Annotated in this window: 22 protein-coding genes; 11 read left to right on the top strand and 11 right to left on the bottom strand. The window is 61.4% G+C overall.

From position 1 onward, the window contains the following. Together A6D6_RS08000 and A6D6_RS07995 are read right to left on the bottom strand one after the other, a co-directional pair. Window positions 1-644, bottom strand: a 644-nt coding sequence (locus A6D6_RS08000) for a 2-phosphosulfolactate phosphatase (RefSeq protein ID WP_159660421.1), incomplete at its 3' end; no start/stop codon positions are given. A 105-nt stretch (window positions 645-749) separates the two neighbouring features. Beyond that, on the bottom strand, window positions 750-1,424 hold the full coding sequence (locus A6D6_RS07995; RefSeq protein WP_236564031.1) for a ComF family protein: 675 nt from the start codon (window positions 1,422-1,424) through the stop codon (window positions 750-752). A gap of 81 nt (window positions 1,425-1,505) precedes the next feature. Between A6D6_RS07995 and bioB the strand changes: the two genes are divergently transcribed. The 5 genes from bioB to bioD all read left to right on the top strand — a co-directional run bounded on the left by bioB (window position 1,506) and on the right by bioD (window position 6,273). Next, window positions 1,506-2,663, top strand: coding sequence for a biotin synthase BioB (bioB, locus tag A6D6_RS07990; protein ID WP_159660419.1), 1,158 nt, complete (start codon window positions 1,506-1,508; stop codon window positions 2,661-2,663). Between the two features lie 4 nt (window positions 2,664-2,667). After that, window positions 2,668-3,843 (top strand): 8-amino-7-oxononanoate synthase, encoded by a 1,176-nt coding sequence (gene bioF / locus A6D6_RS07985; protein ID WP_159660428.1) that lies wholly within the window; start codon window positions 2,668-2,670, stop codon window positions 3,841-3,843. A 122-nt stretch (window positions 3,844-3,965) separates the two neighbouring features. Continuing rightward, complete coding sequence (gene bioH, locus A6D6_RS07980; RefSeq protein ID WP_133490132.1) at window positions 3,966-4,796, top strand: pimeloyl-ACP methyl ester esterase BioH; 831 nt, start codon at window positions 3,966-3,968, stop codon at window positions 4,794-4,796. 8 nt (window positions 4,797-4,804) lie between these two features. Beyond that, complete coding sequence (locus A6D6_RS07975) at window positions 4,805-5,641, top strand: methyltransferase domain-containing protein (protein ID WP_159660418.1); 837 nt, start codon at window positions 4,805-4,807, stop codon at window positions 5,639-5,641. After that, on the top strand, window positions 5,641-6,273 hold the full coding sequence (gene bioD, locus A6D6_RS07970; RefSeq protein ID WP_159660417.1) for a dethiobiotin synthase: 633 nt from the start codon (window positions 5,641-5,643) through the stop codon (window positions 6,271-6,273). The genes A6D6_RS07975 and bioD overlap by 1 nt, the downstream gene beginning before the upstream one ends. Before the next feature lie 32 nt (window positions 6,274-6,305). On the opposite strand, the gene A6D6_RS07965 is transcribed toward bioD, so the two are convergent. Beyond that, the gene (locus A6D6_RS07965; protein ID WP_133490135.1) at window positions 6,306-7,436 is read right to left on the bottom strand and encodes an alpha/beta fold hydrolase; all 1,131 of its coding nucleotides are present in this window, start codon (window positions 7,434-7,436) and stop codon (window positions 6,306-6,308) included. A 110-nt stretch (window positions 7,437-7,546) separates the two neighbouring features. Further along, complete coding sequence (locus A6D6_RS07960; RefSeq protein ID WP_133490136.1) at window positions 7,547-8,461, bottom strand: LysR family transcriptional regulator; 915 nt, start codon at window positions 8,459-8,461, stop codon at window positions 7,547-7,549. A 454-nt stretch (window positions 8,462-8,915) separates the two neighbouring features. Between A6D6_RS07960 and A6D6_RS07955 the strand changes: the two genes are divergently transcribed. The 6 genes from A6D6_RS07955 (at window position 8,916) to A6D6_RS07930 (ending at window position 14,785) form a co-directional block, all read left to right on the top strand. Beyond that, window positions 8,916-10,088, top strand: a complete 1,173-nt coding sequence (locus A6D6_RS07955; protein WP_159660416.1) for an iron-containing alcohol dehydrogenase — start codon at window positions 8,916-8,918, stop codon at window positions 10,086-10,088. A 49-nt stretch (window positions 10,089-10,137) separates the two neighbouring features. Further along, a complete protein-coding gene (locus A6D6_RS07950; RefSeq protein WP_080531626.1) occupies window positions 10,138-11,370 on the top strand; it encodes an ABC transporter substrate-binding protein in 1,233 nt (410 codons plus the stop codon). A gap of 93 nt (window positions 11,371-11,463) precedes the next feature. Then, window positions 11,464-12,333, top strand: coding sequence for a branched-chain amino acid ABC transporter permease (locus A6D6_RS07945; protein ID WP_080531625.1), 870 nt, complete (start codon window positions 11,464-11,466; stop codon window positions 12,331-12,333). A 2-nt stretch (window positions 12,334-12,335) separates the two neighbouring features. Then, window positions 12,336-13,331: a branched-chain amino acid ABC transporter permease gene (locus A6D6_RS07940; protein ID WP_063139826.1), complete on the top strand. Its 996-nt coding sequence runs from the start codon at window positions 12,336-12,338 to the stop codon at window positions 13,329-13,331. Beyond that, on the top strand, window positions 13,324-14,094 hold the full coding sequence (locus A6D6_RS07935) for an ABC transporter ATP-binding protein (protein WP_133490138.1): 771 nt from the start codon (window positions 13,324-13,326) through the stop codon (window positions 14,092-14,094). The genes A6D6_RS07940 and A6D6_RS07935 overlap by 8 nt, the downstream gene beginning before the upstream one ends. Next, entirely contained in the window at window positions 14,081-14,785 is a 705-nt protein-coding gene (locus A6D6_RS07930) for an ABC transporter ATP-binding protein (RefSeq protein ID WP_159660415.1), read from the top strand. Before A6D6_RS07935 ends, A6D6_RS07930 begins: the two co-directional genes overlap by 14 nt. A gap of 47 nt (window positions 14,786-14,832) precedes the next feature. On the opposite strand, the gene A6D6_RS07925 is transcribed toward A6D6_RS07930, so the two are convergent. From A6D6_RS07925 to putA, 7 genes are all read right to left on the bottom strand, one after another. Continuing rightward, complete coding sequence (locus A6D6_RS07925) at window positions 14,833-16,431, bottom strand: acetate--CoA ligase (protein WP_201303727.1); 1,599 nt, start codon at window positions 16,429-16,431, stop codon at window positions 14,833-14,835. A gap of 18 nt (window positions 16,432-16,449) precedes the next feature. Further along, window positions 16,450-17,544: a phosphotransferase family protein gene (locus A6D6_RS07920; protein ID WP_159660414.1), complete on the bottom strand. Its 1,095-nt coding sequence runs from the start codon at window positions 17,542-17,544 to the stop codon at window positions 16,450-16,452. 13 nt (window positions 17,545-17,557) lie between these two features. After that, on the bottom strand, window positions 17,558-18,334 hold the full coding sequence (locus A6D6_RS07915) for an SDR family NAD(P)-dependent oxidoreductase (RefSeq protein WP_063139822.1): 777 nt from the start codon (window positions 18,332-18,334) through the stop codon (window positions 17,558-17,560). After that, the gene (locus tag A6D6_RS07910; RefSeq protein ID WP_063139821.1) at window positions 18,331-19,569 is read right to left on the bottom strand and encodes an acyl-CoA dehydrogenase family protein; all 1,239 of its coding nucleotides are present in this window, start codon (window positions 19,567-19,569) and stop codon (window positions 18,331-18,333) included. The genes A6D6_RS07915 and A6D6_RS07910 overlap by 4 nt, the downstream gene beginning before the upstream one ends. A 98-nt stretch (window positions 19,570-19,667) precedes the next feature. Further along, the gene (locus tag A6D6_RS07905) at window positions 19,668-20,354 is read right to left on the bottom strand and encodes a nitroreductase (protein ID WP_159660413.1); all 687 of its coding nucleotides are present in this window, start codon (window positions 20,352-20,354) and stop codon (window positions 19,668-19,670) included. A gap of 274 nt (window positions 20,355-20,628) precedes the next feature. Next, a complete protein-coding gene (locus tag A6D6_RS07900) occupies window positions 20,629-21,099 on the bottom strand; it encodes a flavodoxin family protein (protein WP_159660412.1) in 471 nt (156 codons plus the stop codon). A 10-nt stretch (window positions 21,100-21,109) separates the two neighbouring features. Then, window positions 21,110-24,202: a bifunctional proline dehydrogenase/L-glutamate gamma-semialdehyde dehydrogenase PutA gene (gene putA, locus A6D6_RS07895; RefSeq protein WP_159660411.1), complete on the bottom strand. Its 3,093-nt coding sequence runs from the start codon at window positions 24,200-24,202 to the stop codon at window positions 21,110-21,112. Window positions 24,203-24,210: the final 8 nt, after the last annotated feature.

The raw sequence follows: 24,210 nt of genomic DNA, 5'->3' as shown, positions 1-24,210 counted from the left end.
TCGAAGCTTACCTTCATCACCAGCCCATCATCCCCGGCGTTGCTACTGGCCATGTGAATATCCTCGGGGCGCAGGCGCGGGTGGCTGCCGTCGAAGAACTTCCGTGCCGCGAAGGCGTTACGGGTGCGCTCCTGGGCCTGTTCCAGGGTGATGCCGTCGCCGCCCAGCAAAGCCCGAATGTACTCGGCGCAGGCCACATCCTCGTCCCCGGTGGGGTGGGAAGCCACCAGCACCACCGACGGCGGGGCTTTTTCCTGAATATAACGGGCGGTGGCCTCGGCATTGATCAGCGCCGCCACCAGCACCTCCCGGCTGTCCCGTGCCCGCAGGGTGGCGGTGACGCCGTTGGTGGTGCGCAGGATCATGGTGCGGTCCGTCACGTCGCTGTTGGCGATTTCCCAGGGGGAGTTGCCGTAGTCAAAACCCTTGATCGGCAACGCCTGCACCTCGCCGGCCAGCAGTGCCTGGGGGTGGTGCTCGCGCAGGGCGAAGGCTTCCTCCGCCGTGGCCACCGGCAAAATGTGATCGAGACCGCCGACGAACGCCTGATGGCTGGTGGTAAAGGCGCGGATCACATCAATGATCACGGTGATGCCGTCGATATTGTGTGGCGGATTGTGGCCTTGAGCGATGCTGATTTTCATGGCGCGAGCGGATCCCTCGAATGGAGCAAGCGCGTATTGTAGAGCCTGGTGCCGCCGACGGCACCCTCAATCAGGACCCGGCCTGGTCATGGCCGGCGCTGAGCGCTAGCAGGTCCGTGACAGCACCCAGACCCGCACTTCGGCGGCACCGGCGGCCAGCAGTGTGGCGGCGGCTTCGCGGGCGCTGCCGCCGCTGGTCATGACATCGTCCACCAATAACAACCGGAGCCCCCGGACTGGCGTCTGGATAGTGAAAGCGCCGTGCAGATTACGCAGCCGCTGGCGCCGGCTACTGCCCTGCTGATGCGCGGTGGCCCGCTGTCGGCGCAGGGCGGGGAGAACCGGCCTGCGCCAGAGTGGGGCCAGCAGATGGGCCAGACGCTCCGCCTGATCAAACCCGCGCCATAGCCGCCGGCGCCAATGCGCGCTGATCGGGCACAGGACATCGGCTTGCGCCCAGGGCAAAGGTCGCTGCGCCAGTAAGTGCGCGAACGCGCGCTCCTGGTACAGCTGACCATGGTGCTTATAGGCGGTAATCAAGCGATCCAGCGGGAAATCATAACGCCAGTCACAATGGGTGGTGGTGAAGGGAGGCGGTTGTTTCAGACAACGCCCACAGAGGGTGCCACAGCCACCGGCGGGATCCGGCAGGCCACAGCGACACAGGGTGGCGGGCAGACGGCAGCGCTGCTCCAGGAACTCCTGGCAGGGCGGGCACAGCGGCGCCCCGGCGCCCCGACCACACAACAAGCAGAGCGAGTTGGGATGTTTTTTAACCAAATGTAAACTTTGGAAATGCTTCATGGTTGACAGGGTGCCCGGGGCTGCCTAGCCTTTGGGATCTCAAGAAGGAGAACCAGCATGACCGTAGCCGCCGCCAACGCCCAGACGACTTTTTCCCGAACCGCTGTACGCCATGACTGGCATCGGGGTGAGATCGAAGCCCTGTTCGCCCTGCCCTTCAATGATCTGATCTTTCGTGCCGCCACTGTGCACCGGCAGTTCTTCGATCCCAACGCGGTGCAGGTGAGCACGCTGCTGTCGATCAAGACCGGCGCCTGCCCGGAAGACTGCAAATACTGCTCCCAATCCGGTCACTACAACACCGAGCTGGAAAAGGAAAAGCTGCTGGAAGTGGCGCGGGTGGTGGAAGAGGCCAAAGCGGCGCGGGACAAAGGCGCCTCCCGGTTCTGCATGGGCGCTGCCTGGCGCAGCCCGCGGGAAAAGGACATGCCCTATGTGCTGGACATGGTGCGTCAGGTGAAGGCGCTGGGCATGGAAACCTGCATGACCCTGGGCATGCTGGATGAAAATCAAGCCCGGAACCTGGCCGAGGCCGGCCTCGACTACTACAACCACAACCTGGACACCTCGCCGGAGTATTACGGCCAGGTGATTACCACCCGCACCTACAATGATCGCCTGAGCACCCTGGCGAATGTGCGGGATGCCGGCATGAAAGTGTGCTGTGGCGGCATCATCGGCATGGGTGAGAACCGCGATGACCGGGTCGGTCTGCTGCAACAACTGGCCAATCTGCCCCACCATCCGGAATCCGTGCCGATCAACATGCTGGTGAAAATCGAGGGCACACCGCTGGCGGACGTGGACGATCTGGATCCGCTCGAGTTCGTGCGCACCGTGGCGGTGGCCCGCATTCTTATGCCGGAATCCTATGTGCGGCTGTCCGCCGGGCGTCAGGAAATGCATGACGAAGCCCAGGCACTCTGCTTCCTGGCCGGTGCCAATTCCATCTTCTACGGTGAGCGACTACTCACTACCGACAACCCGGAAGCGACCCACGACCGGCAGTTGTTCCAACGTCTCGGCATCCATCCGCTGGATCCTCGCCACGAAGCCTCCGACGAGGCCCACGAAGAGGCGCTGCGCGCGCAGGTGGCGGAGCAGCAGGCAGAGGAGCAGGGGCTGTTCTACGATGCGATGAGCAAGCGCCCCGCCAAGCACGTACTGGACCGCGACACCGGCCGGCCCACCGCCGGCGCCACGCTTGACTCCTGACCCCATGGGGTTCGATCTGCGGGCGCCGCTGGTGGAACGCCGCGCTCAACACCGCTATCGCACGCCACCGCTGATGAATGCCGCCTGCGGACGTACCGCCGTGGCGGACGGTCGGGAATACCTCAACTTCTGTTCCAACGACTATCTCGGCTTGGCCGGTGATGCGCGTATCGTCGCCGCGTTCCGCGATGCCGCCGATCAATGGGGGGTGGGCAGTGGCGCCTCCCATCTGGTGTGTGGGCATCAGAGCCCGCATCAGGCTCTGGAAGAAGCGCTGGCGGAGCATTGCGGGCGGCAGCGGGCGCTGTTGTTCTCCAATGGCTACATGGCCAATCTGGGGGCCGTGACCGCTCTGGTCGGCCGGGGTGACGCGGTCTTTCAGGATCGCCTGAACCACGCTTCGTTACTGGATGCCGGCCAGCTCAGCGGCGCCCGTTCCCGCCGTTTCGCCCATAATCAGCCGGATGCCCTGGCCAGCCTGCTGGCGCGCAGCGACGCGGCCCGCAAGCTGGTGATCACCGACGGCGTCTTCAGCATGGATGGTGACGAGGCGCCCCTGCGCGCCTATCTGGACGCCTGTGAAGCGCATGACGCCTGGCTGATGGTGGACGATGCCCACGGCCTCGGCGTGCTTGACGAGGCCGGGCGCGGCTCGCTCTGGCATCAGGGCGTGCAGGACCGGGTGCCAGTCTACATGGGCACGCTGGGCAAGGCGCTGGGCACCGCCGGCGCTTTCGTGGCCGGCTCCGACGAACTGATCGAAACCCTGATACAATTCGCCCGCACGTACGTCTACACCACCGCCATGCCGGCGGCGGTGGCCGCCGCTACCCTGGTCAGCCTGGATATCGCGCGCCGGGAAGCCTGGCGCCGGGAAAAACTGACGGCGCTGGTGCAGCGTTTCCGGCGCGGTGTGGCCGGGCTCGGCTACACCCTGATGGACTCGGCGACGCCGATCCAACCCTTGTTGGTGGGCGAGGACGCCGATGCTCTGGCCCTGAGCCAGCGTCTGTGCGCCAACGGTCTGCTGATCAGCGCGATCCGGCCGCCGACCGTGCCCGAAGGGCAGGCGCGGCTGCGGATCACCTTCTCCGCCGCCCACGAGGAGGCGGATGTGGACCGGTTGCTGAACAGCCTGGAGGCCGCTTGCACGCAACACGCTGACACGCCGGCACGCTAAGAATGGAAGGACCAGAGAGGCCGCACATTATGAAGCAAGTTCGCCAGGCAGTGAGAGGGCAGGTTTTTGTGTTTGCGTGCAAGCGTGTTGCGTGCAAGCGTGCGAGCGCCAGGGTGTAATCCATGCCCCGTCTCATCCCCTTTCACAACACCTACCGCTGTACCGGCAAGGCCGGTGAACAGGCCGAGGACCTGGTGCTGATCCATGGTTGGGGGCTGCACGCCATTGTCTTCGACGACATCGTGCCGGCTCTGCTTGAGCACTTCCGGGTGACCGTTGTGGACCTGCCGGGCATGGGCCAGAGTCCGTTACCCAATGACGAGTACACGCTGGATTTTCTGGCTGACCAGATTGCCTCGGTCATGCCGGAACGGGCCCATGTGCTGGGCTGGTCCCTGGGCGGGCTGGTGGCGCTGAATTTGGCGCAACGCCATGCTGAACGGGTGGTCTCGGTGGTAACGGTGGCGACCACGCCGCGTTTCACCCGCGCCGACCACTGGCCGCGGGCCATGCGCCCGGCGATTCTGCGGACTTTCGCCGAGGTCTGTGAAGAGGATTTCGAAGGCACCCTGGTACGCTTTCTGGCGCTTAACTGCAAAGACAGCGAGAACATGCGGGAGGACGTTGCCCGGCTCAAGGAAATCCTCTACTTTTGCGGCCTGCCGGCTCGCCGCGCACTGATCGAAGGACTGGTAATCCTGGCGGACACCGATCTGCGCGAGGCCCTGTCGGCGCTGAGCCAGCCCCTGCTGATGGTGTTCGGCGAACGTGACAACATCGTGCCGGTGACCCTGGTGGATGACATCCGGCCGCTGCTGAATGAACACGGGGAAACCGCGGTGATCGAGCGAGTGTCCCATGTACCGTTTCTATCCGCGCCGGAGCGCTTCTCCGCCGTGGTTCTCGATTTCTATCGGCGTCACGGCACCGTTGCCAGCGCCGCCGACTGGTAATGACCGTAATGTCTTCTGCTTTCAATCCATCCGCTGGGTATGAGCCCGCCGTCACCTCCTCCACGGCCACCAAACGGGCGGTAGGGCGCCAGTTCGGCCGGGCCGCGGCCAGTTACGACGCTCACGCGGTGCTGCAGCTGTCCTGTGCCCGCAGTCTTCTGGCCATGGCGCCTGAGTCTCTGCCGATCCCCCGGGCGGCGGATCTGGGGTGCGCCACGGCGCCGTTGAGCCGGCAGCAACAGGAGCGCTGGCATGAAGTGCGCTGGCTGGCCCTGGATCTGGCGCCGGCCATGCTTCAGGAAGCGTCCCAGCGAGGCCGTACCGGCCGGCTGTTTTCACCAGTGTGCGCCGATGCCGAAGCCCTGCCGCTGCCGGACCGTTCCCTGGGACTGGTGTTTTCCAGCTTTGCTCTGCAATGGTGTGATCCGGCGGTGGTGATCGCCGAGGCCGGGCGGGTGCTCGCCCCCGGCGGCCATTTGTTGCTGGCGGTGCCATTGCGGGACTCACTGCAGGAGCTATCCGAGAGTTGGAAAGCCGCGGATCGCCGCCCCCACGTCAATGATCTGCCGACCATGGTGCAGTGGCACGACGCCCTGGCCACGGAAGGATTGTCCACGGTAACTCAGCAAACCCTGACGGTGACCCAGCACTATCCCGACGTGCGTGCCATAGCCCGTACCCTCAAGGCCACGGGCGCCGATCATGTGCAAGGTGGTGGTGGTGGTCTCACTGGCAAGCGTGCCTTCCGTGCCATGCTCGATGCCTACGAAACTCTGCGCACCCGGGACGGTCTGCCGCTGACCTGGCGGGTGCTGTTTCTGCATGCCAGCAAGGAGATGCTCTGATGCCCGCGCTACCGGCCCTGAAAGGGGTGTTTTTCATCACCGGCACCGATACCGAAGTGGGCAAGACCTGGGTCAGTTGCCGGCTGCTGGAACGGGCCCGGGAGGCCGGCTTGAGCTGCTACGGGCTGAAACCGGTGGCGGCGGGCTGTGAGGAAACACCGGAAGGGTTGCGCAACGACGACGCTGTCAACCTGATGGCGGCCTCATCGGTGCAACTACCCTATGATGTGGTCAACCCGGTGGCGCTGAAAGCCGCCATCGCGCCGCACATCGCCGCGCAACAAGAAGGGCGCCGGATCACTTTGGCCCAACTGGCCGGCTATGTGCGTGGTGCGATCAGCAGTCATCCGGCGGATCTGATCCTGGTGGAAGGCGCCGGCGGCTGGCGTGTGCCTTTGAACGATCACGAAATGCTCGCGGGTCTGGCGGTGGAATTGTCCCTGCCGGTGATCCAGGTGGTGGGGATGAAACTCGGCTGTATCAATCACGCCATCCTCACCGCCGAGGCGATCCAGGCGGACGGTTTGCGCTATACCGGAACCGTCGCCAACTGCTTCGGTGACATGGATGTGCGCGAAGAAAACCTGCTCACCCTGCGTCAGCATCTGCCCGGGGCTTTTACCGTCATCTGAAGGAAAGGCCGGCCTGCTTGAAGTTACGCCGATCACCCATCGCGCTCCACCAACCACTGTGCCACGCGCGGCCAGCTTTCCTGCTGCGCTTTGCCGCCGCCGAGAATGGCCATATGTCCGCCGCTCACCGACAGGCACTCGACATCGGTGCTGCTCACCAATGGCAGCATGGCCCGTGAGCATTCGGGGGTGACGATCATGTCGGTGGGGCTGGTGATGTTCAACATGGGCACCGTGACTTGGCTCAGGCCGCCTTCATCACTTTCCATGGGCAGCCGGCCTTCGGCCATGACATTGTCCACCCACAGATAATGGATGATGTCCTGAATCACCGCGCCGGGGTACGCCACCATGTCGTCCAGAAAAGCGCCGTTGGTGGCGTGATTGCTCACATAGTCGTGGTCGTCCAGGTGGCGCAACAGGTCCAGGTAGCCCTTGAGGCTGGCCACCGGACTGGTCAGTTTGAACGCCAGACTGTTGAGCCAGCCCGGTGAGCGGAACCAGCCGGGAGAGAGTTCATGGGCGCGCCAGCCGGTACGGTGCCGCAGCCAGCCCAGAGTACGGCTGATGCGTTGATACTGGCGGCCGAGGACACCGTTGCGGTGATAGTCCGTAGGGGTGCCAACCAGAACCAGATTGGCGATGTCCGGATCACGTCCCAGCGCGCAATAGCACAGACTGAACAACCCACCGAAGCTCCAACCATGCAGATTCAGGCGGCGCTCGCCACTGTGCTCGCGTACCCGTTCCAGCAGGGCGGGAAAGCGTTCGGAAAAATAATCGGCCAGCCCCTGATGGTCGTTCTCCCGGCCCGGACGTCCCCAATCGACCAGATACAGCTCGAACCCCCTGGCGCGCAAGTAACGCACCAGACTGCGTTGCGGGAACAGATCGTAAATCAGCATGTTCACTGCCAGCGGCGGCACCAGCACCAGGGGGGTACGTTGCCGTTGCGTGCTTACCACCAGCTCGCTGCCGTCCTCCAGCGGGATAGCGGTTTCCGTCAGCGGTGGGTAGTAGCGCAGCCGGGCCAGCCCGTCGTCATGGATGACTTGAAAAGGCGTGGTTTGCGCCTGAATCAGGGGGCGCGGACGGGTGATCCATTGACGGGCGTTGTCGAAGGTAGCGCGGGCGGTGTCCAGGGTGGGAACGGACAGCGGCATGAAACAAGCCTCCGTAAATAGGGAGGCGCAGTGTACGGCGTGGCTCTGATGTCAGCACTTGCCGTATCGACGGAGCGGACCGGCGTCCCCGTCAAACGGCGGGAGGGCCGTCAATCTGGCAACAGTCGGGAGCAGCTCTCGGCAAACTGGCTCATGATCAGCTGCCGCATCCATCGGCTTGCCGGGTCCATGGTCACGCTTTTCGGCCAATAGAGATTCCAGAATAAAGGCGGCACCTTGAGCGGCGCCTCGGTGATATACAGGCCGGTGGTTTCCGCCAGCATTCTCGGTACCGTCCATAAAAGGTCGCTTTCCGCGGTGATGTTCGCCGCCACCAGGTAGTTCTGAACGCGCATGGAAATATGACGCTGCTCCCCGAGAGCGTGCAGGGCCACATCCACTTGTCCGCGGCCGCGCTTGCGGCTTGAGACGTGAATATGGTCGGCGCCGAGATAACATTGCAGGGACAGCGGGCCCTTCGCCAACGGATGGCCGTGGCGCATGGTGACGACGTAAGGCAATTCGGCAAGGAACGCCTGGTCCAACTCCAGGGAGTTGATGTCCGGTGCATCGATCAATAAATCCAGGCCGCCGGATTTAAGGTCCTCCTCGCCGATACGGCGATCCACGTAATAGGTGCTGAGCGCCACTTTAGGGGCCTGCTCACGTAATTTCTCGCGCAGCCCGGGAAGTATCAGAGCCTGCCCCAGATCATTCATGCCAAGGCGGAATTCCCTTTCCGAAAGCTCCGGTTGAAAACGTAGATTTTCTCCCACACTGCGGCTGAGCAGGTCCAGAGCCTGGCGCACATCCACGATCATGTTTTCCGCCACTGGAGTGGGCACCATCCCTTCGGGGCCACGTACAAAGAGAGGGTCATCAAAGGTCTCGCGTAGCCGCCGGAGCGCGTTGCTTACCCCGGACTGGGTAATATTCAAATGGCGTGCAACCTTGGTTACACGGCGCTCACGGTACAGCGCTTCAAAGACAATGAACAAGTTCAGATCTATGCGGTTCAGTCTCATGGTTCTGTCTTTATTTGATGTATTTGTGATGAAAATGATGACGTATTTCAAAAAGTGATTTGAGGCCGCCTGCCGCGATTACTACTCTTCCAAAAAGTATAAGCGTGAAATCAATGGCAGGTTGGATGCAAAAATGAATACCGGAAACCCTCTCAAAGTCCTTATGCCCGTGCCGAATAAGCATGCAGGCGCCTCTCTCGCTTATCGGAAAAATTGGGGTGCCATTGATATCGCCAGCTCTTCCCTTGTGAATTCACATCTTATGAAGCGTGCCTTTTCCCGGTTTGACCGGCGTGGTCGCGCTTGCCGGAAGCGGGCGCGGGCTAATTCAATTTAACTCTATTTTTTCGATAAAAAAAGCGGACCTTTCGTTCTGCAATAAAGCAATGGGAGGCAGGCTTTGTGGTGCGAATACGGTGAGGGGCGTTGCCGTCGGTTTCGGAGTGAGGCGGATATGAATTCAGGTTGGTACCAGTATATTGCCCAGGACCGTGTTGTCTGGGGCGTTCCCGCCGGGGAGGCGGTACGTTCCGAAGTGGAGCGTCTTGGTGCCGAGCGTGTTTTCATCATTACCGGCAGAACGTTGAACAGAGCGACGCCGGTGGTTGACGGTATCAGACAGGCTCTGGGCGTAAAAAGTGTTGGCGTATTCGACGGCTGCCGTGAGCATACGCCCCGCCAAACGGTGATCGAGGCCACCGCCGCGATACGACGCGCCGGACCGGATCTGATCCTGTCCGTGGGCGGTGGAACAGTCATCGACACCGCCAAGGTGGTTCTCGTGGCGCTGGCGGAAAACGTGGTCGATGTGGCGGGTCTGGACCGCTGCCACATAACCGTTGATGCCTCGGGTGAGCGGCGGATTCCTGATTTGCGGGCGCCGCCAGTTCGTCAGATCGCGGTCCCTACCACCCTGTCCGGTGCCGAGTTTTCCTGTCTGGGCGGCGCCGTGGATGAGCGGCGGCATGTCAAGGATGGTTACCATGGCGCCGCTTTATGCCCCGCGACGGTGATCATGGACCCGGCCGTCACTCTGCCAACACCTGAACGCCTTTGGCTGTCGACCGGGATCCGCGCGCTGGATCACGCGGTGGAATCCCTCTGCAGCCGTTCGCCGGCGCCACTGGTGGATGCCTGCGCCTTGCACGCACTGTCGCTTCTAAGTGAAGCCTTGCCTCGTAATCGGCGTGCGCCCGAGGATCTGGACGCACGGCTGCGGGCTCAGCAGGGCGCCTGGCTGGCCTCCCAGGGCATCTTGCGGGTCGATTATGGCGCCAGCCACGGCATCGGTCACAGCCTCGGTGCGGTCACCGGTCTCAGTCACGGCTATACCTCCTGTGTATTGCTGCCGGCGGTACTGCGCTGGAATCGTGGACAAGGGGAAAACCGCGCCCGCCAGAAACGAGTCGCGGCATCTATGGGGCGTACCGACGGCGACGCGGTTAGCGCCGTGGAAACTCTGATCAAAGATCTGGGACTGCCTGTCCGGCTGCGGGAACTGGAGGTTGATCCGGGTTGCTTCGAGTCGGTGGCGGAAGGCGCCATGGGCAATATCTGGGTCAATACCAATCCCCGGCCGATACGTACCCGGGAGGACATTGTCGCCATTCTCAACGCCGCCTATTGAGCGGCGTCCACGAATAATGACGTTATTAGTAAAACAAAGGTGGTGAATCATGTTTCTGATCAAAAAGAACTGGAAAAAATGGACGACAGCGGCCTCGCTGGCGGCCTTGTTCGCGGCGCCGCCGGCATGGGCTGATGATCTTGATGCCCCGCAGGGTGTCACCGACACGGAAATCCGCATCGGTCATCTTGGCCCGCAGACCGGACCGGTAGCGGCTTACGATAAAATCCGAATGGGTATCCAGTCCTACTTCAAGCACGTCAACGAGAATGGTGGAGTGAAGGGGCGAAAACTGCGGTTGATCGCCTATGACGACCAGTATCAGCCTGGCCGGACAGTGCAGCTGACCAAGCGTCTGGTGGATGAGGACAAGGTGTACGCCATGCTTGGCAATGTGTGTACTCCTTGCAATGTGGCGACCCGGCGGTTCAATGAACGCAGTGGTATTCCCATGCTGATGACCAGCTCTGGCTCCAAGCAGTTCGTCGATCCGCCTATCGCCAACTATATGGGTTCCAGCCTGGCCAATTATGAATTCGAAGCCCGGGTTTTGACCAACTATATTGCCACGTCTCTGAAGGCGAAGCGAGTGGTTGTTGCTTACCAGAACGACGACTACGGGAGCCCGCTGGCGGAGGCCGCCAAGGAAGCGTTGAAGGAGTATCAGGATGTGGAGCTGGTCGGTGAAGTGAATTTCCAGGCGGCGGATTCCGATCTGAGTACTCAGGCCCAGCGTATTCGCCAAGCTGATCCGGACGCTATCCTGGCCTTCTCAACGCCGGCTCCGGCGGCGCAGCTGAAAAAAGCGCTTTATAACATCGGATTGTCCGAGCCGGCTTTCCTGGTGTCCTCGGTTGGCGGTGACTCTGAAACGATGTTCGACCTGGCCGGGAAGGAGGTATGGAACGGCACCATTTCCAGCGCGGTTTTACCCAAGCCGGATCAAAGCGACGACGAAAGCATCAAGCAGTACATAGAACAGTTTGGCAAGGACTACCCGAAGGTGGCGCTTGCCGACTGGGGACAAACCGGGTGGGCCGCGGCGGAGGTGCTGGTTGAGGCGTTGAGACGTAGCGAGACACTGAGCTGGGATGATTTCCTGAGCGCTTTCGATTCGTTCGATAACTGGACCGGTTCCATGTACGCCGGGGTCAGCTTTTCCGAACATAACCATTATGGACTGACCTCCATGTTCATCACCGAAGCCAAGGATGGGCATATTGTTCCGATTTCCAAGCCGATCACCTTTGATCCGGTGACGGGGCAGATCAGCGGCGGTTGAAGAACAGTGTCGCTCGCAGTAGGCGGCCCCGCTCTGCCTCGGCTGATAGCGGGGCCGCATTAAGAAGAAAAACATCTCGGGAGGTATGTCCGCATGGGACAGATCGTAGTAAGCGGCCTGATCTTCGGCTGTGTCTATGGGCTCGCGGCGCTTGGCCTGGTGCTGATTTTCAGAACCACCGGTCTGGTCAACTTTGCTCATGGCGAGATGGCCATGGTCAGCTCGTTCGTGGCGTTCTCATTACTGACAAACTTTGAATTACCCTACTATGGGGCGTTTCTCGCCGCCATTGCGTTCTCGGCGTTTTTTGGCATCGCGGTGTTCTGGGTGCTGATACGTCATGTCAGTCAGGCATCCCATCTTAATCAGCTGGTGATGACACTGGGTGTGTTTCTCGCCATACATGGCGCGGCGGGACTGATTTGGGGCCACACCCCCACCAGTTTCCCCAAGGCGGTGGAAGGTAAATCCTTCTCCATCGCCGGTGTCTTCATCACGCCCAACGAAATCTTTGTGTTGGTGATCACCTTCCTGCTCTCCATGATTCTCTTCGTCCTGTTTCGCTACACTCGGGTGGGGCTGGCGATGAGAGCCTCTTCGCAGGATCTGGTGGCGGCGCGGCTTATGGGTATCAATGTCAATGCCGTATTTCTGGCGACCTGGGCCGCGGGTTCCGTGTTGGGCGGCATTGCCGGCCTGTTGACGGCGCCCTTCACGTTCCTCGGGGTGTCGATGATGTTCAATGTGCTGATCATGGCCTTCGCGGCAGCCGTGCTGGCCGGATTCATGAGCTTGCCCGGGGCGGTGATCGGCGGACTTATGATCGGCGTATTCGGCAATCTGGTGAGTTACTACTGGGCGCCGGAAATGGCTCTGGTTTGCACCTTCGCACTAATCGTCGCGGTTCTTTATATCCGCCCGCAGGGTATCTTCGGTGACGCCCCGACCATGAAGAAGGTGTGACAATGAAAAAAGTATTTGATCGGCGGTGGTTTGTATCCCTGCTTGTACTGGTTTTGCTGGCATTTCCATTTCTGGTCGGTCAGTCCTCGTACTTCATGGGACTGGTGGTCACCATGGCGATTTATGCCATTGCCGCCATGTCCTTGAACCTGTTAACCGGTTACGGCGGCCAAGTGTCCATAGGTCAAGGCGGCTTCTTGATGATGGGGACGTATTCAACTGGCGTTCTGTCAACGACTTTCGGCTTGCCGATCTGGTTGGCCTTGCCGTCGGCGGGCGTCATTGCCGCGCTGGTGAGTCTGGTGATCGGGCTGCCGGCGGTCCGTCTGAAAGGCCATTTTCTGGCGGTGGCAACGCTGGGGTTTGGATTGTCCATTCCGGAAATTGCGTTGAATTGGAAGTCGGTGACGGGAGGCTATTCGGGCCTGCCTTTGATGCGCCCGGAATGGGCATCCGATGACCTGACGTTCTTTTATGTCATTCTGATGCTGACTTTCCTGGTGACCTGGGTGCTGATGAATATCGCCAACAGCCGGCTCGGGCGGGCATTCCTGGCGATCCGGGACAGTGAAATCGCCGCCGCGGCCACCGGTATCAATGTTGCCGGCTACAAGACCGTCATGTTCATGATCAGCGCCTTCTTCACCGGCCTGGCCGGCGGTCTGTATGCCTATTGGATTCAATACATAAGCCCGAATGACTTCACCATCATGGCCTCCTTCTTCCTGTTGGCGATGATCGTGGTAGGTGGTTTGGCGTCGATATGGGGCGCCATTCTGGGCGCTGTCCTGTTTACCGGGATTCCTCACTTCTCCGATGCTTACGTCGGTGTCACCAATTTGGTCATCGGGTTGGCCGTGGTGCTGGTGATTCTGTTCCGTCCGGCCGGGCTTGTTTCACTGGGTGAGTTCTTCCAGCGGAGGAAACAGCGTCCGTCCGGTGAGACACCTGTGGAAAAGGTACCAGGGCAGGATTTCGAGGAGGCCGACAATGCTTAGTTTCGATCGCCTGACGGTCCGTTTCTCTGGTCTTACCGCCGTGTCCGAGCTGTCCTTGCGGGTGGAAAAGGGAAGCATCCATTCCATCATCGGGCCTAACGGGGCCGGCAAGACCACGGTGTTCAACTGTATCAGCCGGTTCTATACGCCGGCGTCCGGATCGATCAGCTTCGAAGGCACCGACCTGGGGCGGCTTAACCCTCATCAGATTATTGGCCTGGGTATTGCCCGCAGCTTTCAGAACGTGGAGCTGTTCTCGAAAATGACGGTCATGGACAACTTGCTCACCGGCCTGCATTCCCGGTTGAATCACAATCTTCTGAAAATTTGTTTCAACCTGCCCTCTATCCGGCGTACGGAAGCGGAGGCCCGCCGAAAGGCGGACGCCGTGCTGGAGATGTTCGGCCTGTCTCACTGCGCCAATGAACGTGTTGAAAACCTGCCGTATGGGTACCAGAAGATGGTGGATATCGGCCGGGCGGTCATGGTCGAGCCCCGGCTGATACTGCTGGATGAGCCGGTGGCGGGAATGAACACCTCCGAAACCGGCGGTCTTTCCCGGCTGATCCGAAAACTGCGCGATGATATGGGGATCTCGGTATTGTTGATTGAGCATGACATGTCGTTGGTAATGGACATATCCGATCGCATCACGGTAATGAATTTCGGTGAAAAGATCGCCGAAGGGAGCCCGTCGGCGATCCAGAACGACCCGGCGGTGATCGAGGCCTATCTGGGGGAGGTGGACGATGTTGAAGCTTGATGATGTCTGCCTGTACTACGGGCGGGTGCATGCCTTGCGGGGTATTTCCCTGGAGGTTCCTGAAGGGCGGATCGTCTCATTACTGGGCGCCAATGGCGCCGGCAAGTCGAGCACCTTGAAGGTGATTTCCGGCTTGTGTGCTCCGCAAAGCGGCGACGTGCGGTTGAACGGAGAATCCGTGCAGGGACGATCCTGCGGCGACCTGGTCAAGAATGGCGTCATTCATTGCCCCGAGGGGCGGCGGGTTTTTCCGCAGTTCACCGTGGAGGAAAATCTACGTGTAGGCGCCTACCGCCGTATTGGCAACAAGGATGTCGACGAAGACATGGAGACGGTGTTCGGCTATTTCCCGCGCCTGAAGGAGCGTATGCAACAAAAGGCGGCGACGCTGAGCGGCGGTGAACAGCAAATGCTGGCCATTGGCCGTTCATTGATGGGCAGGCCCAGGCTGTTGCTGCTGGACGAGCCTTCGCTGGGCATCGCGCCGAAGCTGGTGATGGAGATTTTTGAGATTCTCAAGCGGATCAATAAGGCCGGCACCGCTATTCTGCTGGTGGAACAGAACGCCCATATGGCGATCAGGATATCCGACTATTCCTATGTGTTGGAGAATGGCCGCATTGGATTGGAAGGCGACTCCGCCGAAATCAGTCAGCGGCCGGAACTCAAGGAATTGTATCTGGGCGGTTGAAGAGAGGGCTCCTGTTCTCCCTCCCCCGGGCCGGGGAGGGGAACGGGTCAGGCAAATTCCGCTTGTTTGAGCAGGCGGCGCTGTATCTTGCCGGTGGCGGTCTTGGGCAGATCCTCCACGAAGGCGATTTTGCGAGGGTATTTATAAGGCGCGGTGAGTGCCTTGACGAAAGTTTGAATCTCCCGCGCCAACTCGTCGCTGGCCTGATAGCCTGGTGACAGAATGATAAAGGCTTTCACCACTTCACCACGATCCGGATCAGGGCTGGCGGCGACGGCGCATTCATGGATGGCCGGGTGTTCCAGTAAAGCGTTTTCCACTTCCACCGGACCAATGCGGTAACCCGCGGAGTTGATGACATCGTCACCGCGTCCCTCGTAATAAATGTAGCCGTCTTCGTCCATATGTGCGTTGTCACCGGTGATGAACCAGCGTTCTCCATTGGCCTCCACATAACTGCTGGCGCTTCGCTCCTCATCTTTATAGTAGCCGAGCATGATTTGCGGGTTGGGCGTCTTGATTGCCAGACGGCCGATTTTGCCCGGTGGCAGTAACCGGTCCTGTTCGCCAAGAATGGCCGCTTCCACGCCGGGCAGAGGCCGCCCCATGGAACCCGGTCTGACCGGCATGGACGGATAATTCAATACCGTCATCAGGGTCTCGGTCTGGCCATAACCATCCAGCAACTGAGCGCCGGTGCGGTCACGCCAGGCGTGCACGATGTCCGGGTTTACCGCCTCCCCGGCGGAGACCGTCAAGCGCAGCCGGTTCAGGTCCCGGTTTGTTATATCCTCGAGCAGAAGACGGCGCAGTTCGGTGGCGGACGCGCAGAAAACGCTGACCTGATAACGCTCCAGCAGTGCCAGTCGTGATTCCGGGTCGAAAGGGCCATCGTGGAACAGGACGGCGCTTCCGCAGCTCCAGGGACCATAAAGAATGCTGGTGCCGGCTTTGCTCCAGCCAGTGTCGGCGGTACACCACATCAAATCATCCTGGTCGAGCGACAGCCAGTACCAGGCTGATCCGCGCCAACTGAACAGGGCCGCACTGGAGTGCAACACCCCTTTTGGCATACCGGTGGAGCCGGACGTATAGAACAGGATGGCGGGATCCGTCATGCGCAGCGGGACGGGCGAAAAATCCTCGGCGGCGGCGGCCACGGCCTGATCGAAATCAAGCCAGCCCTCTGCTTCGCCAACACTGATACGGACTTTGAAATGATCTCCGAACTTGGCGGCGTGTTCCGCGGTGGTGATCGCGGCGATGGCGCCGGAATGCTCGCGGCGGTAGCGGATGTCTTTCTCGGTGAGCATGGTGACACAAGGAATCGGTATGGCGCCCAGTTTGTTACAGCCGACCATGGCGATCTGCCAATGGGGCAACCGGGGCAGCACCACCAGAACGCGGTCGCCCTTTTTGATGCCGTGGGAGGCAAGCACATTGGCGAACTGGTTGGTGAGACGTTTAATGTCGGCGAAGCTGTAGATCTGCTCCTGGCCGTGTTGATTGGTCCAGATCAGTGCGGTTTTTTCCGGCGTACGCGCCCAGTAGTCGACCACATCGCCGCCGAAGTTGAAATGGTCGGGAAGCTGCCATTCGAATTGGGAGTGGGTTTTTTCGTAGTTATTCATCGGCATGCGTTGCATCGGCCTGCTCCTTCTCACTTAAAAATACTTGCCCCGGCTAACATCCAGGGCGAATGAACACAATTCCCGGGCGAGTTGCCCGAACTCAACGCCGGAGTCGTTGTCTTCTCCGTTCAGAGTTTTGCGCTGGCATATCTGCTGAAACACCACGGCACTGCGCAGTAGTGCCAGTACCCGGAAATAAGTCAGGGACGTCAGTGTGGTCCCGGTCAGATTCTGGTAGAGAGTGGCGGCTTGTTCGCGGCCGGGGAAGCCGTCACCGGCGGTGGGCATTTGATTCAGGGCGTGCATACAGGGCGGGTCGTCGCGCTCGGTCCAGTAGCTGAGGAGCACCCCCAGGTCATAGAGCGGGGCGCCCCGTGTGCCCATGTCCCAGTCGATCACCGCCACTGGTGACAGGTCGTGTTCACGAAGCAGCACGTTGTCGAGTTTGAAATCATTGTGGATAAAACAATGACCTTGATCCGCGGGTATCCGCTGTTGCAGCCATTCAATCAGCCGGATCAGATCCGCCGGCGGGTGGTTGCTCCAGGCCAACCGGGCCCGCTCGACCCAGCCGGTCAGGGTGCGCTGAATGAAACCGTCCGGTTTGCCCAACTGGTCCAGACCAACACGCTCGGGAGGAACGGCATGCAGGTCCGCCAAAAGGCGAATCAACAGGGTGCCCAGATGCGATCCCAGCGGGACCTCGCCGCGCCAGTTTTGCCGGATCGTTTCCGGGATCTGCCCGCCGATGCTGAGGCCGGGCCGGTATTCCATGATGAAGAACCGGGCGCCCAGCACCTCGCTGTCCTCACAGTAATGTAAGGCCCGTGGTGCCAGCGGGTAAGCCTTTGGAAGCCGGGACAGGATCAGACTTTCACGGGCCATGTCATTGGCGCCAGGCGGTATTGGTCCCGGGGGCGGGCGGCGAAGCACCGCCCATTGCTGATCAAGGCGAATCAGATAATTGAGGTTGCCGAAACCGGTGGCGAATTGGCGGGGCGGGATATCGCTATCGAAGTCCAGTCCCTGGCCGTGGAGATAATTTGCCAATCGCCGCCAGTCCTGAGGGTACTGATTGCGCGCATCGTGAAAGTGCGCTTCTGTAACAGTGTGAATCGTATTGGACATGCCGCCTCCCGGATCACAGCGATTTGAGCAGATGGCCGCCGTCGACCGCTAATGCCACGCCGTTGACAAAACTGCCGGCGTCGCTGCACAGCAGCAACAATGGCGCGTCCAGTTCCGATACCTGGCCGAGCCGGCCGGCGGGGGTGTGCCCGATATACCGCTTGCCTTGCTCGGTGGCGAAATAATCCTGGTTCATCTCGGTTTCGAAATAACCGGGACACAGGGCGTTGACGCGGATGCCCTGTTCCGCCAGTTCCAGTGCCATGGCCCGGGTCAGTTGGATCACCGCGGCTTTGGACGCGCTGTAGCTGCTTTGTCCGATACCGACCCGGAGGCCGAGAATGGATGCCACATTGACGATGGCGCCGGGCAGGGATCGGGATACCAGCCGCCGGCTTATTTCATGGGCCACGCGCCAGACGCCGTTCAAATTGGTTTCGATGACAAAGTCCCAACGGGGCTGGTCGATCTTGAGGAAGCGCCCGGGATCGGCCACACCGGCATTGTTGATCAGAATATCCACCGCTCCCCAATGTGCTTCGATACCATCAATGGCGTCGGTGACGCTGGCCGGATCGGTAACGTCCATGGCGACGGCATAAGCTTCGCCGTTATTATCGCCAATTTCTCTGACCAGTCGCTCCAGGGCGCTGGTACGCCGGGCGGCCACGGCCACGCGGGCGCCGGCCAGAGCCAGCACCCGGGCAAAGTGCGCGCCAAGACCGCTGGAGGCGCCGGTGACCAACGCGGTCTTGCCTTTCAGTGACAAGCGATCGGCAACGGGGCTCATGAGGCCGCTCCGTTCTGATCGGCGTAACGGCGGATGATGGTTTTGCCCAGGGTCATTTCGTGAACCTGGTCGGGACCGTCGGCGAGCCGGCACCAGCGCGCGTAGTTGAAGCCTTCCGCCATGCAGTAATCGGCGGTAAGGCCACCGGCACCGTGGATTTGCATACAGCGGTCGATGATGTTCTGCACCAGCCGGGGCACGGTGGTCTTGCTGGCGGCGATCAGATCCAGCGCTCCCTGAGTACCATGCTGATCCATCTGCCGACAGGTTTTCAGGAGGAGCAAACGCGCCATCTCGATTTCCGAAAAACAACGGGCGATATCCTCGCGCACGGACTGATGCTGGCTGAGCGGACGGCCGAAGGTGGCACGGGACTCCGCACGCTGACAAGCCAGTTCCAAAGAACGCTGAGCGACACCGATCAGGCGCATGCAATGGTGGATGCGGCCCGGTCCCAGACGCCCCTGGGCAATTTCGAAACCGCGTCCTTCACCGAGCAACATATTGCCCAGCGGTACGCGAACATTATTGAAATGAACCTCGGCGTGGCCGAGAGGCGCGTCGTCGTAGCCCAGGGTGCTGAGCGGACGGACCAGCTCCACGCCGGGCGTTTCTTTGGGCACCAGCACCTGGCTTTGCTGTTGGTGCCGGTTCGGGTTGTCGGGATCGGATTTGCCCATGACGATAAGAATCTTGCTGCGTTCATGGAAGGCGTTGGTGATGAACCACTTGCGGCCATTGAGCACCCATTCGTCGCCGTCACGCCGGATTTGCAGCTGTACGTTGGTGGCATCCGAGCACGCCGTGTCGGGTTCGGTCATGCAGTAGCAGGAACGAATGTCGCCGTTCAGCAGCGGTGTCAGCCATGTTGCCTGCTGGTCGGCGTTGCCGTACTTCATCAACACTTCCATGTTCCCGGTATCCGGGGCATTGCAATTGAATACCTCCGGTGACCACAGCACACGGCCCATGATTTCAGCCAAAGGCGCGTAATCAAAATGACTCAGTCCGGGGTGGTCGGCGAAGTGGCTCAATTCCGGGGTAACGAACAAATTCCATAGCCCGGCCTGCTTGGCCTTGTCCTTTAATTGATCTATCAGGGGGAGCGGGGCAAACCGGTTGTCGGCGTGATCCAGTTGTTCGGCGTGGGCCCGTTCGTTGGGATAGATATAATCGTCCATGAAGCGAACGAGCCGATCCTGGAGTTGTAGAGAGGTGTCGCTGAAGGAATACATTCGGTGTCCTTATGATCACGGTATCAGTTTGTTATATCAGTGATTGGTCGGCTCCGGGGCCAGGCCCGGACCCTGGCCCGCCGGTTACGCCGGGATAGTCAGAGGCCGTGGAATTCCGCGATGTCATCCAATCGTGCCCGCTGGGTGCGAAGCCGGTTCACGTCGGCGCTCTCATCCCGGTAACCGATGGCCATGCCGGTGAACAGCATCCACTCGTCCGGGGCCTGGAAAAACGTCCCCAGCGTTTGCGGATAGCGCGACCAGCACTCCTGCGGGCAACTGTCGAGACCCGCTTCGCGCAGCAGCAGCATCACAGATTGCAGGTACATGCCCAGGTCCGACCATTGCGGCGGACCCATGCTGCGGTGCACGTAGCAGAACAGCGCCACCGGCGCTCCGAAGAACTGGAAGTTGTTGGCGAACCAGCGTAACCGTGCCGCCTTGTCCTCGCGGGGAATGCCAAGCAGGCCATACATGTCCTCGCCGACCTGAAAACGCCGGTCCCGGTAGGGGGCAATCAGATTGGGAGGATAAACGTCGTATTCACGGTCTTCTCCGCCGGGGGCCTGCTCCAGGCGTTGGCGCATTACTGCTTTGAGCGCCGCCATGCGCTCACCGCCGATCACATAAAGATGCCAGGGCTGGAGATTGCCGCCAGATGGTGCCCGGCTGGCTTTCTCAAGCACGGTGCGCAGCAGCGCACCGTCCACCGGCCGGTCCTGGAAGGCACGGACCGAACGCCGGGAATCGAGCGACTCACTGACGGTTGTAGCCGTATTGGTCATTGGCGATTACTCCTTCAAAGGCGGTTTGCTCTGACATTCAAAACAGTCAGACATGCGGTCGGTACCGACCAGCGAAGGCGGCGCTGGAATGCGGTGTTCCAAGTCTGAAAAGCGGTGTTGAAACGGTAAATTTGAGTGTGATGTTTCTCAAATCAATTTTCAGAATGACGAATTATTTCTCATGGAAATATACCTGGTGCCCGGGTAGAGGGCAGGCAGGGGCGATTCGCCATCAGACTGGCTTCCCCCAGCGGGGGCTTCGTTTGGAGGCGAATCAGAAAATCCCGTTGTCCAGACCGGCGGCCAGATACAACCCCAATTCCTCCACCTGGTCGACAAAGGCATCCCGCCAGTCGCCCCGGCAAACCAGCGGCGGTTGCACCCAGTTCCAGCGCAGGCCGGTGACGATGGACTCGATGGCGCGGCGGGTGCCGGTGCCGTCGTGGCCGGCACGGATATAAAGCGCGCAGGGCAATCCCTGTTTGTGCTCCAGCACGGCGTAGTAGGTACGGTCGAAGAAGTCCTTCAGTGCGCCGCTCATGTAGCCCAGATTCTCGGTGGTGCCGAGCAGGATGGCGTCGCAGGCCATTACGTCCTCGGGACCGGCTTCCAGCGGCGGTTTCCAGATCGCGCGGACAGTCTCGATGTCGTCATGCCCGGCGCCGCGCAGGGCGGCGTCCACCAGTTTGCGGGTATTGGGCGAGGGCGCGTGGGCCACGATCAGCAGGGTTTTGGTATCGCTCATGTGATCCAGTCTAGGGGGCGTCTCCCAGATTCACCAGATCCGGATCGATTCCCAGGGCCGAGCGGTTGTCGGTGACCACCCGTTCGGTGCAGAAGCGCATCAGATAGTGCGGGCCGCCCGCTTTGAAGCCGGTGCCGGAGAGCCGTTCACCGCCGAATGGCTGGCAGCCGGGCACGGCGCCGATCTGGTTGCGGTTGATGTACAGATTGCCGACGCGGGCCCGTTTCACCCAGCCGTCGATGTGCGCCTGGATGCGGCTGTGAATACCCAGGGTGAGGCCGTAGCCGGTGCGCTCGATGTAGTCGATCACTTTGTCCCGCTCATCGTGGCGCCAAGCGGCGATGTACAGTAATGGCCCGAAAATTTCCTCTTCAGGCAAGTGTTCCCAGTCCACCAGTGCCGCTTCCGGTGCCACATAGAACCCCTGTTCGCCCAGAGCCGGGTCGACCTGCGGCGTCACCGCGCTCCAGCGAGCGTGGCGGCGCAATCCGGCGCGGGCCTGTTCCAGTTGATCGCGGGCGCCGGCGTTGATGACCGGCCCCACGTCGCTGGCCAGCAAGGCCGGATGGCCCACTTTCAAGGATGCCATGGCACCCTGGAGTTTGGGCAACAGGCGGTCAAGCAAGGTGTCCTCGACCAGCAGTACCCGCAGAGCGGAGCAGCGCTGGCCGGCGCTGGTACAGGTGCTGGTCAGCACATCCCGCACCAGTTGTTCCGGCAGCGCGGAACTGTCGGCGATCAGAACATTGAGTCCGCCGGTTTCGGCGATCAGCGGTAGCAGGGGCCCCTCGCGGGCAGCCAGGGCACGCTCGATGTGTTTGGCGGTGGCGGTGCTGCCGGTCACCGCCACGCCGGCGAGAGCGGGGGCGTTAAGCAGTGCGTCGCTGATCCGGCTGGCCTCGCCGCCGATAAAATGCAGCGCCGCCTCTGGCACGCCCGCCTCGTGTAGCAGTTGTACCGCCCGCCAGGCGATGAAGGGTGTGTCGGAAGCCGGCTTGGCCAGTACGGTGTTGCCACTGACCAATGCCGCCAGAACCTGCCCGCAAAAAATCGCCAGGGGGAAATTCCAGGGGCTGATACAGAGGAAGACACCCCGGGCATGCCAGGTCAGTTGGTTGGCTTCACCGCTGACATGGTCCAGAACCCTCGGAGCCCCTTGCAGTGCCTCCGCCTGTTGCGCGTAGTAACCGCAGAAGTCATGGGCTTCGCGCCAGTCGGCGAAGGCGTCGGTGAAGGTCTTGCCGCCCTCCAGCATGAGCAGATAAAGCAGCTCCGCCTGATGTTGTTCCAGCAAGCCGGCGAATCGCCGCACGGTATCCGCGCGTTCCGACACCGGCCGGCGGCTCCAATCCTCGAAGGCCTCCCACGCCCGGGTATAGGCCCGATGGACGGCGTCGGTGTCGGCCAGGTACACGTCTCCGAGTTCACGGCCATCGGCGGGGCTGCGGCGAATCCGGGGTTGGCCGTCCGCTTCCCCGGCACGCCAAAGGTGGCCTTGCCATTGGCTCAGGGATGCCCGTAACGCATGCAACGCGACCGGATCGGTCAGTGACGGTAGTGTCGGCACCCGGCGGGGCGCGAACCGTTCCGGTGGCGGCAGCAATTCCCGCGGTTGTTCTCGGGCGGGACGCCAGTTCAGGGTGGGATCCCGCGCCAACTGTTCCGCCGCGATGTGTTCGTCCAGCAATAAGTTGACGAAGGACTGGCTGCTGCCGTTTTCCATCAGACGCCGGACCAGGTAGGGCAGCAGCGTATTGAACGGGCCCACCGGCGCGTACAGGCGCAGGGGATGGCCGTGCCGCTCGGCAAAGACCCGATGCTGGGCCTCGCCCATGCCGGCCAGCCGCTGGAACTCGGCATCGCCGGTGAAGCTGTCCAGATGATGGTGCAGCCAGGCCAGGGTGTGGCAATTGTGCGTGGCGAATTGCGGATAAAAGAAGGCGGGCTCGGACAACAGGCGCTTGGCGCAGGCGAGGTAACTGATATCAGTGTGCGTTTTGCGGGTATAAACCGGGTAATCACGCAGGCTCTGCTGTTGTGCCAGCTTGATCTCGGTATCCCAGTAAGCGCCCTTGACCAGGCGTACCGGCAGTTTCAGGTTATGTTCGCGCGCCTGATCGGCGAGCCAGTGGATCACCATCGGCGCCCTTTTCTGGTAAGCCTGCACCGCCACGCCCAGGCCCTGCCAATCCGCCACTTCCGGCAGGGCGAGGGCTTGCCCGAACAGACGCAGGGTGATCTCCAGGCGGTCCGCCTCCTCAGCGTCCAGGGTCACCGGAATGCCGGTGGCGGCGGCGCGGGACAGCAGATCCCGCAAGCGGGGCCACAGTTGCTCCCGTACCGTGGCCCACTGGGCGAATTCGAAGCGGGGATGGAGCGCGGATAACTTGATGGAAATGCCATCCCGGGCCAGTACTGGCAGGTCCGGGGCCTGGCCGGCGAGGGCCTCGATGGCCTGGCGATACTGGCGGTGGTAGTGCTCCGCTTCGTCGTCGCTCTGCGCCGCCTCGCCGAGCATGTCGAAGGAATAACGTAGCGCCGGATCTCGCCGTCGCAGCGCCTGGGGCAGGGTCTCGCCGACCACGAACTGGCGCGCGATCAATTGCACGCCTTGTACCAGGGCCCGGCGGAACAGTGGATCACCAAGGCGCCGGCGCAACCCGTGCCAGGCGTCCGGCAGTGCCTGGTCCGGCTCCAGCCAGCGGGCGGACAGGGACAGGCCGCGGGCGGCCGTCTGAATCAGCGCCGGGGTGTTGTCGTCCGGCAAGCTCCAGTCACCGCGAGTCAGCAGATCGTGGATCAGATCGTTGGCGTTGTCGGCATCGGGAATGCGCAGCAGTGCTTCCGCCAGCGTCAGCAGCAGGCGGCCCTCGCGGGAATTCAGACGCCAACTGTGCAGGAACTGCTCGAACAGGGCGGGACGGGCGGCGCGGGCCGCTTCCACCAGAGACCGGCACTCGGTGGCAATGGCCTGCCGGTCCGGTCCGGGCCGCAGAGAGCGCAACAGTTCGGCGATCAGGGTGTCCTGATCCGCCAGATGGTACGCCCGCAGCGGGGCCAGGTCGGGGCCGGGGTCGGGCAGGTCGGCAAGCGGTGGGATCATGGTGTCGA

Origin of the sequence: Alcanivorax xiamenensis (assembly GCF_009846745.1) — a bacterium.
Classification (GTDB): Bacteria; Pseudomonadota; Gammaproteobacteria; order Pseudomonadales; family Alcanivoracaceae; genus Alloalcanivorax; species Alloalcanivorax xiamenensis.
The sequence above is the reverse complement of the archived record's forward strand: the minus strand, read 5'-3'. Positions and strand labels throughout refer to the sequence as shown.

Excerpts from the sequence above, each read along its gene's own strand:
- A6D6_RS07950 (WP_080531626.1), top strand. The coding sequence starts at position 10,138 with ATGTTTCTGATCAAAAAGAACTGGAAAAAATGGACGACAGCGGCCTCG.
- A6D6_RS07955 (WP_159660416.1), top strand. The coding sequence starts at position 8,916 with ATGAATTCAGGTTGGTACCAGTATATTGCCCAGGACCGTGTTGTCTGG.
- A6D6_RS07920 (WP_159660414.1), bottom strand. The coding sequence starts at position 17,544 with ATGTCCAATACGATTCACACTGTTACAGAAGCGCACTTTCACGATGCG.
- A6D6_RS07925 (WP_201303727.1), bottom strand. The coding sequence starts at position 16,431 with ATGCAACGCATGCCGATGAATAACTACGAAAAAACCCACTCCCAATTC.
- bioB (WP_159660419.1), top strand. The coding sequence starts at position 1,506 with ATGACCGTAGCCGCCGCCAACGCCCAGACGACTTTTTCCCGAACCGCT.
- bioH (WP_133490132.1), top strand. The coding sequence starts at position 3,966 with ATGCCCCGTCTCATCCCCTTTCACAACACCTACCGCTGTACCGGCAAG.
- bioD (WP_159660417.1), top strand. The coding sequence starts at position 5,641 with ATGCCCGCGCTACCGGCCCTGAAAGGGGTGTTTTTCATCACCGGCACC.
- A6D6_RS07930 (WP_159660415.1), top strand. The coding sequence starts at position 14,081 with ATGTTGAAGCTTGATGATGTCTGCCTGTACTACGGGCGGGTGCATGCC.
- A6D6_RS07940 (WP_063139826.1), top strand. The coding sequence starts at position 12,336 with ATGAAAAAAGTATTTGATCGGCGGTGGTTTGTATCCCTGCTTGTACTG.
- A6D6_RS07915 (WP_063139822.1), bottom strand. The coding sequence starts at position 18,334 with ATGAGCCCCGTTGCCGATCGCTTGTCACTGAAAGGCAAGACCGCGTTG.
- bioF (WP_159660428.1), top strand. The coding sequence starts at position 2,668 with ATGGGGTTCGATCTGCGGGCGCCGCTGGTGGAACGCCGCGCTCAACAC.
- A6D6_RS07960 (WP_133490136.1), bottom strand. The coding sequence starts at position 8,461 with ATGAGACTGAACCGCATAGATCTGAACTTGTTCATTGTCTTTGAAGCG.
- putA (WP_159660411.1), bottom strand. The coding sequence starts at position 24,202 with ATGATCCCACCGCTTGCCGACCTGCCCGACCCCGGCCCCGACCTGGCC.
- A6D6_RS07910 (WP_063139821.1), bottom strand. The coding sequence starts at position 19,569 with ATGTATTCCTTCAGCGACACCTCTCTACAACTCCAGGATCGGCTCGTT.
- A6D6_RS07945 (WP_080531625.1), top strand. The coding sequence starts at position 11,464 with ATGGGACAGATCGTAGTAAGCGGCCTGATCTTCGGCTGTGTCTATGGG.
- A6D6_RS07935 (WP_133490138.1), top strand. The coding sequence starts at position 13,324 with ATGCTTAGTTTCGATCGCCTGACGGTCCGTTTCTCTGGTCTTACCGCC.
- A6D6_RS07965 (WP_133490135.1), bottom strand. The coding sequence starts at position 7,436 with ATGCCGCTGTCCGTTCCCACCCTGGACACCGCCCGCGCTACCTTCGAC.
- A6D6_RS07900 (WP_159660412.1), bottom strand. The coding sequence starts at position 21,099 with ATGAGCGATACCAAAACCCTGCTGATCGTGGCCCACGCGCCCTCGCCC.
- A6D6_RS07905 (WP_159660413.1), bottom strand. The coding sequence starts at position 20,354 with ATGACCAATACGGCTACAACCGTCAGTGAGTCGCTCGATTCCCGGCGT.
- A6D6_RS07975 (WP_159660418.1), top strand. The coding sequence starts at position 4,805 with ATGTCTTCTGCTTTCAATCCATCCGCTGGGTATGAGCCCGCCGTCACC.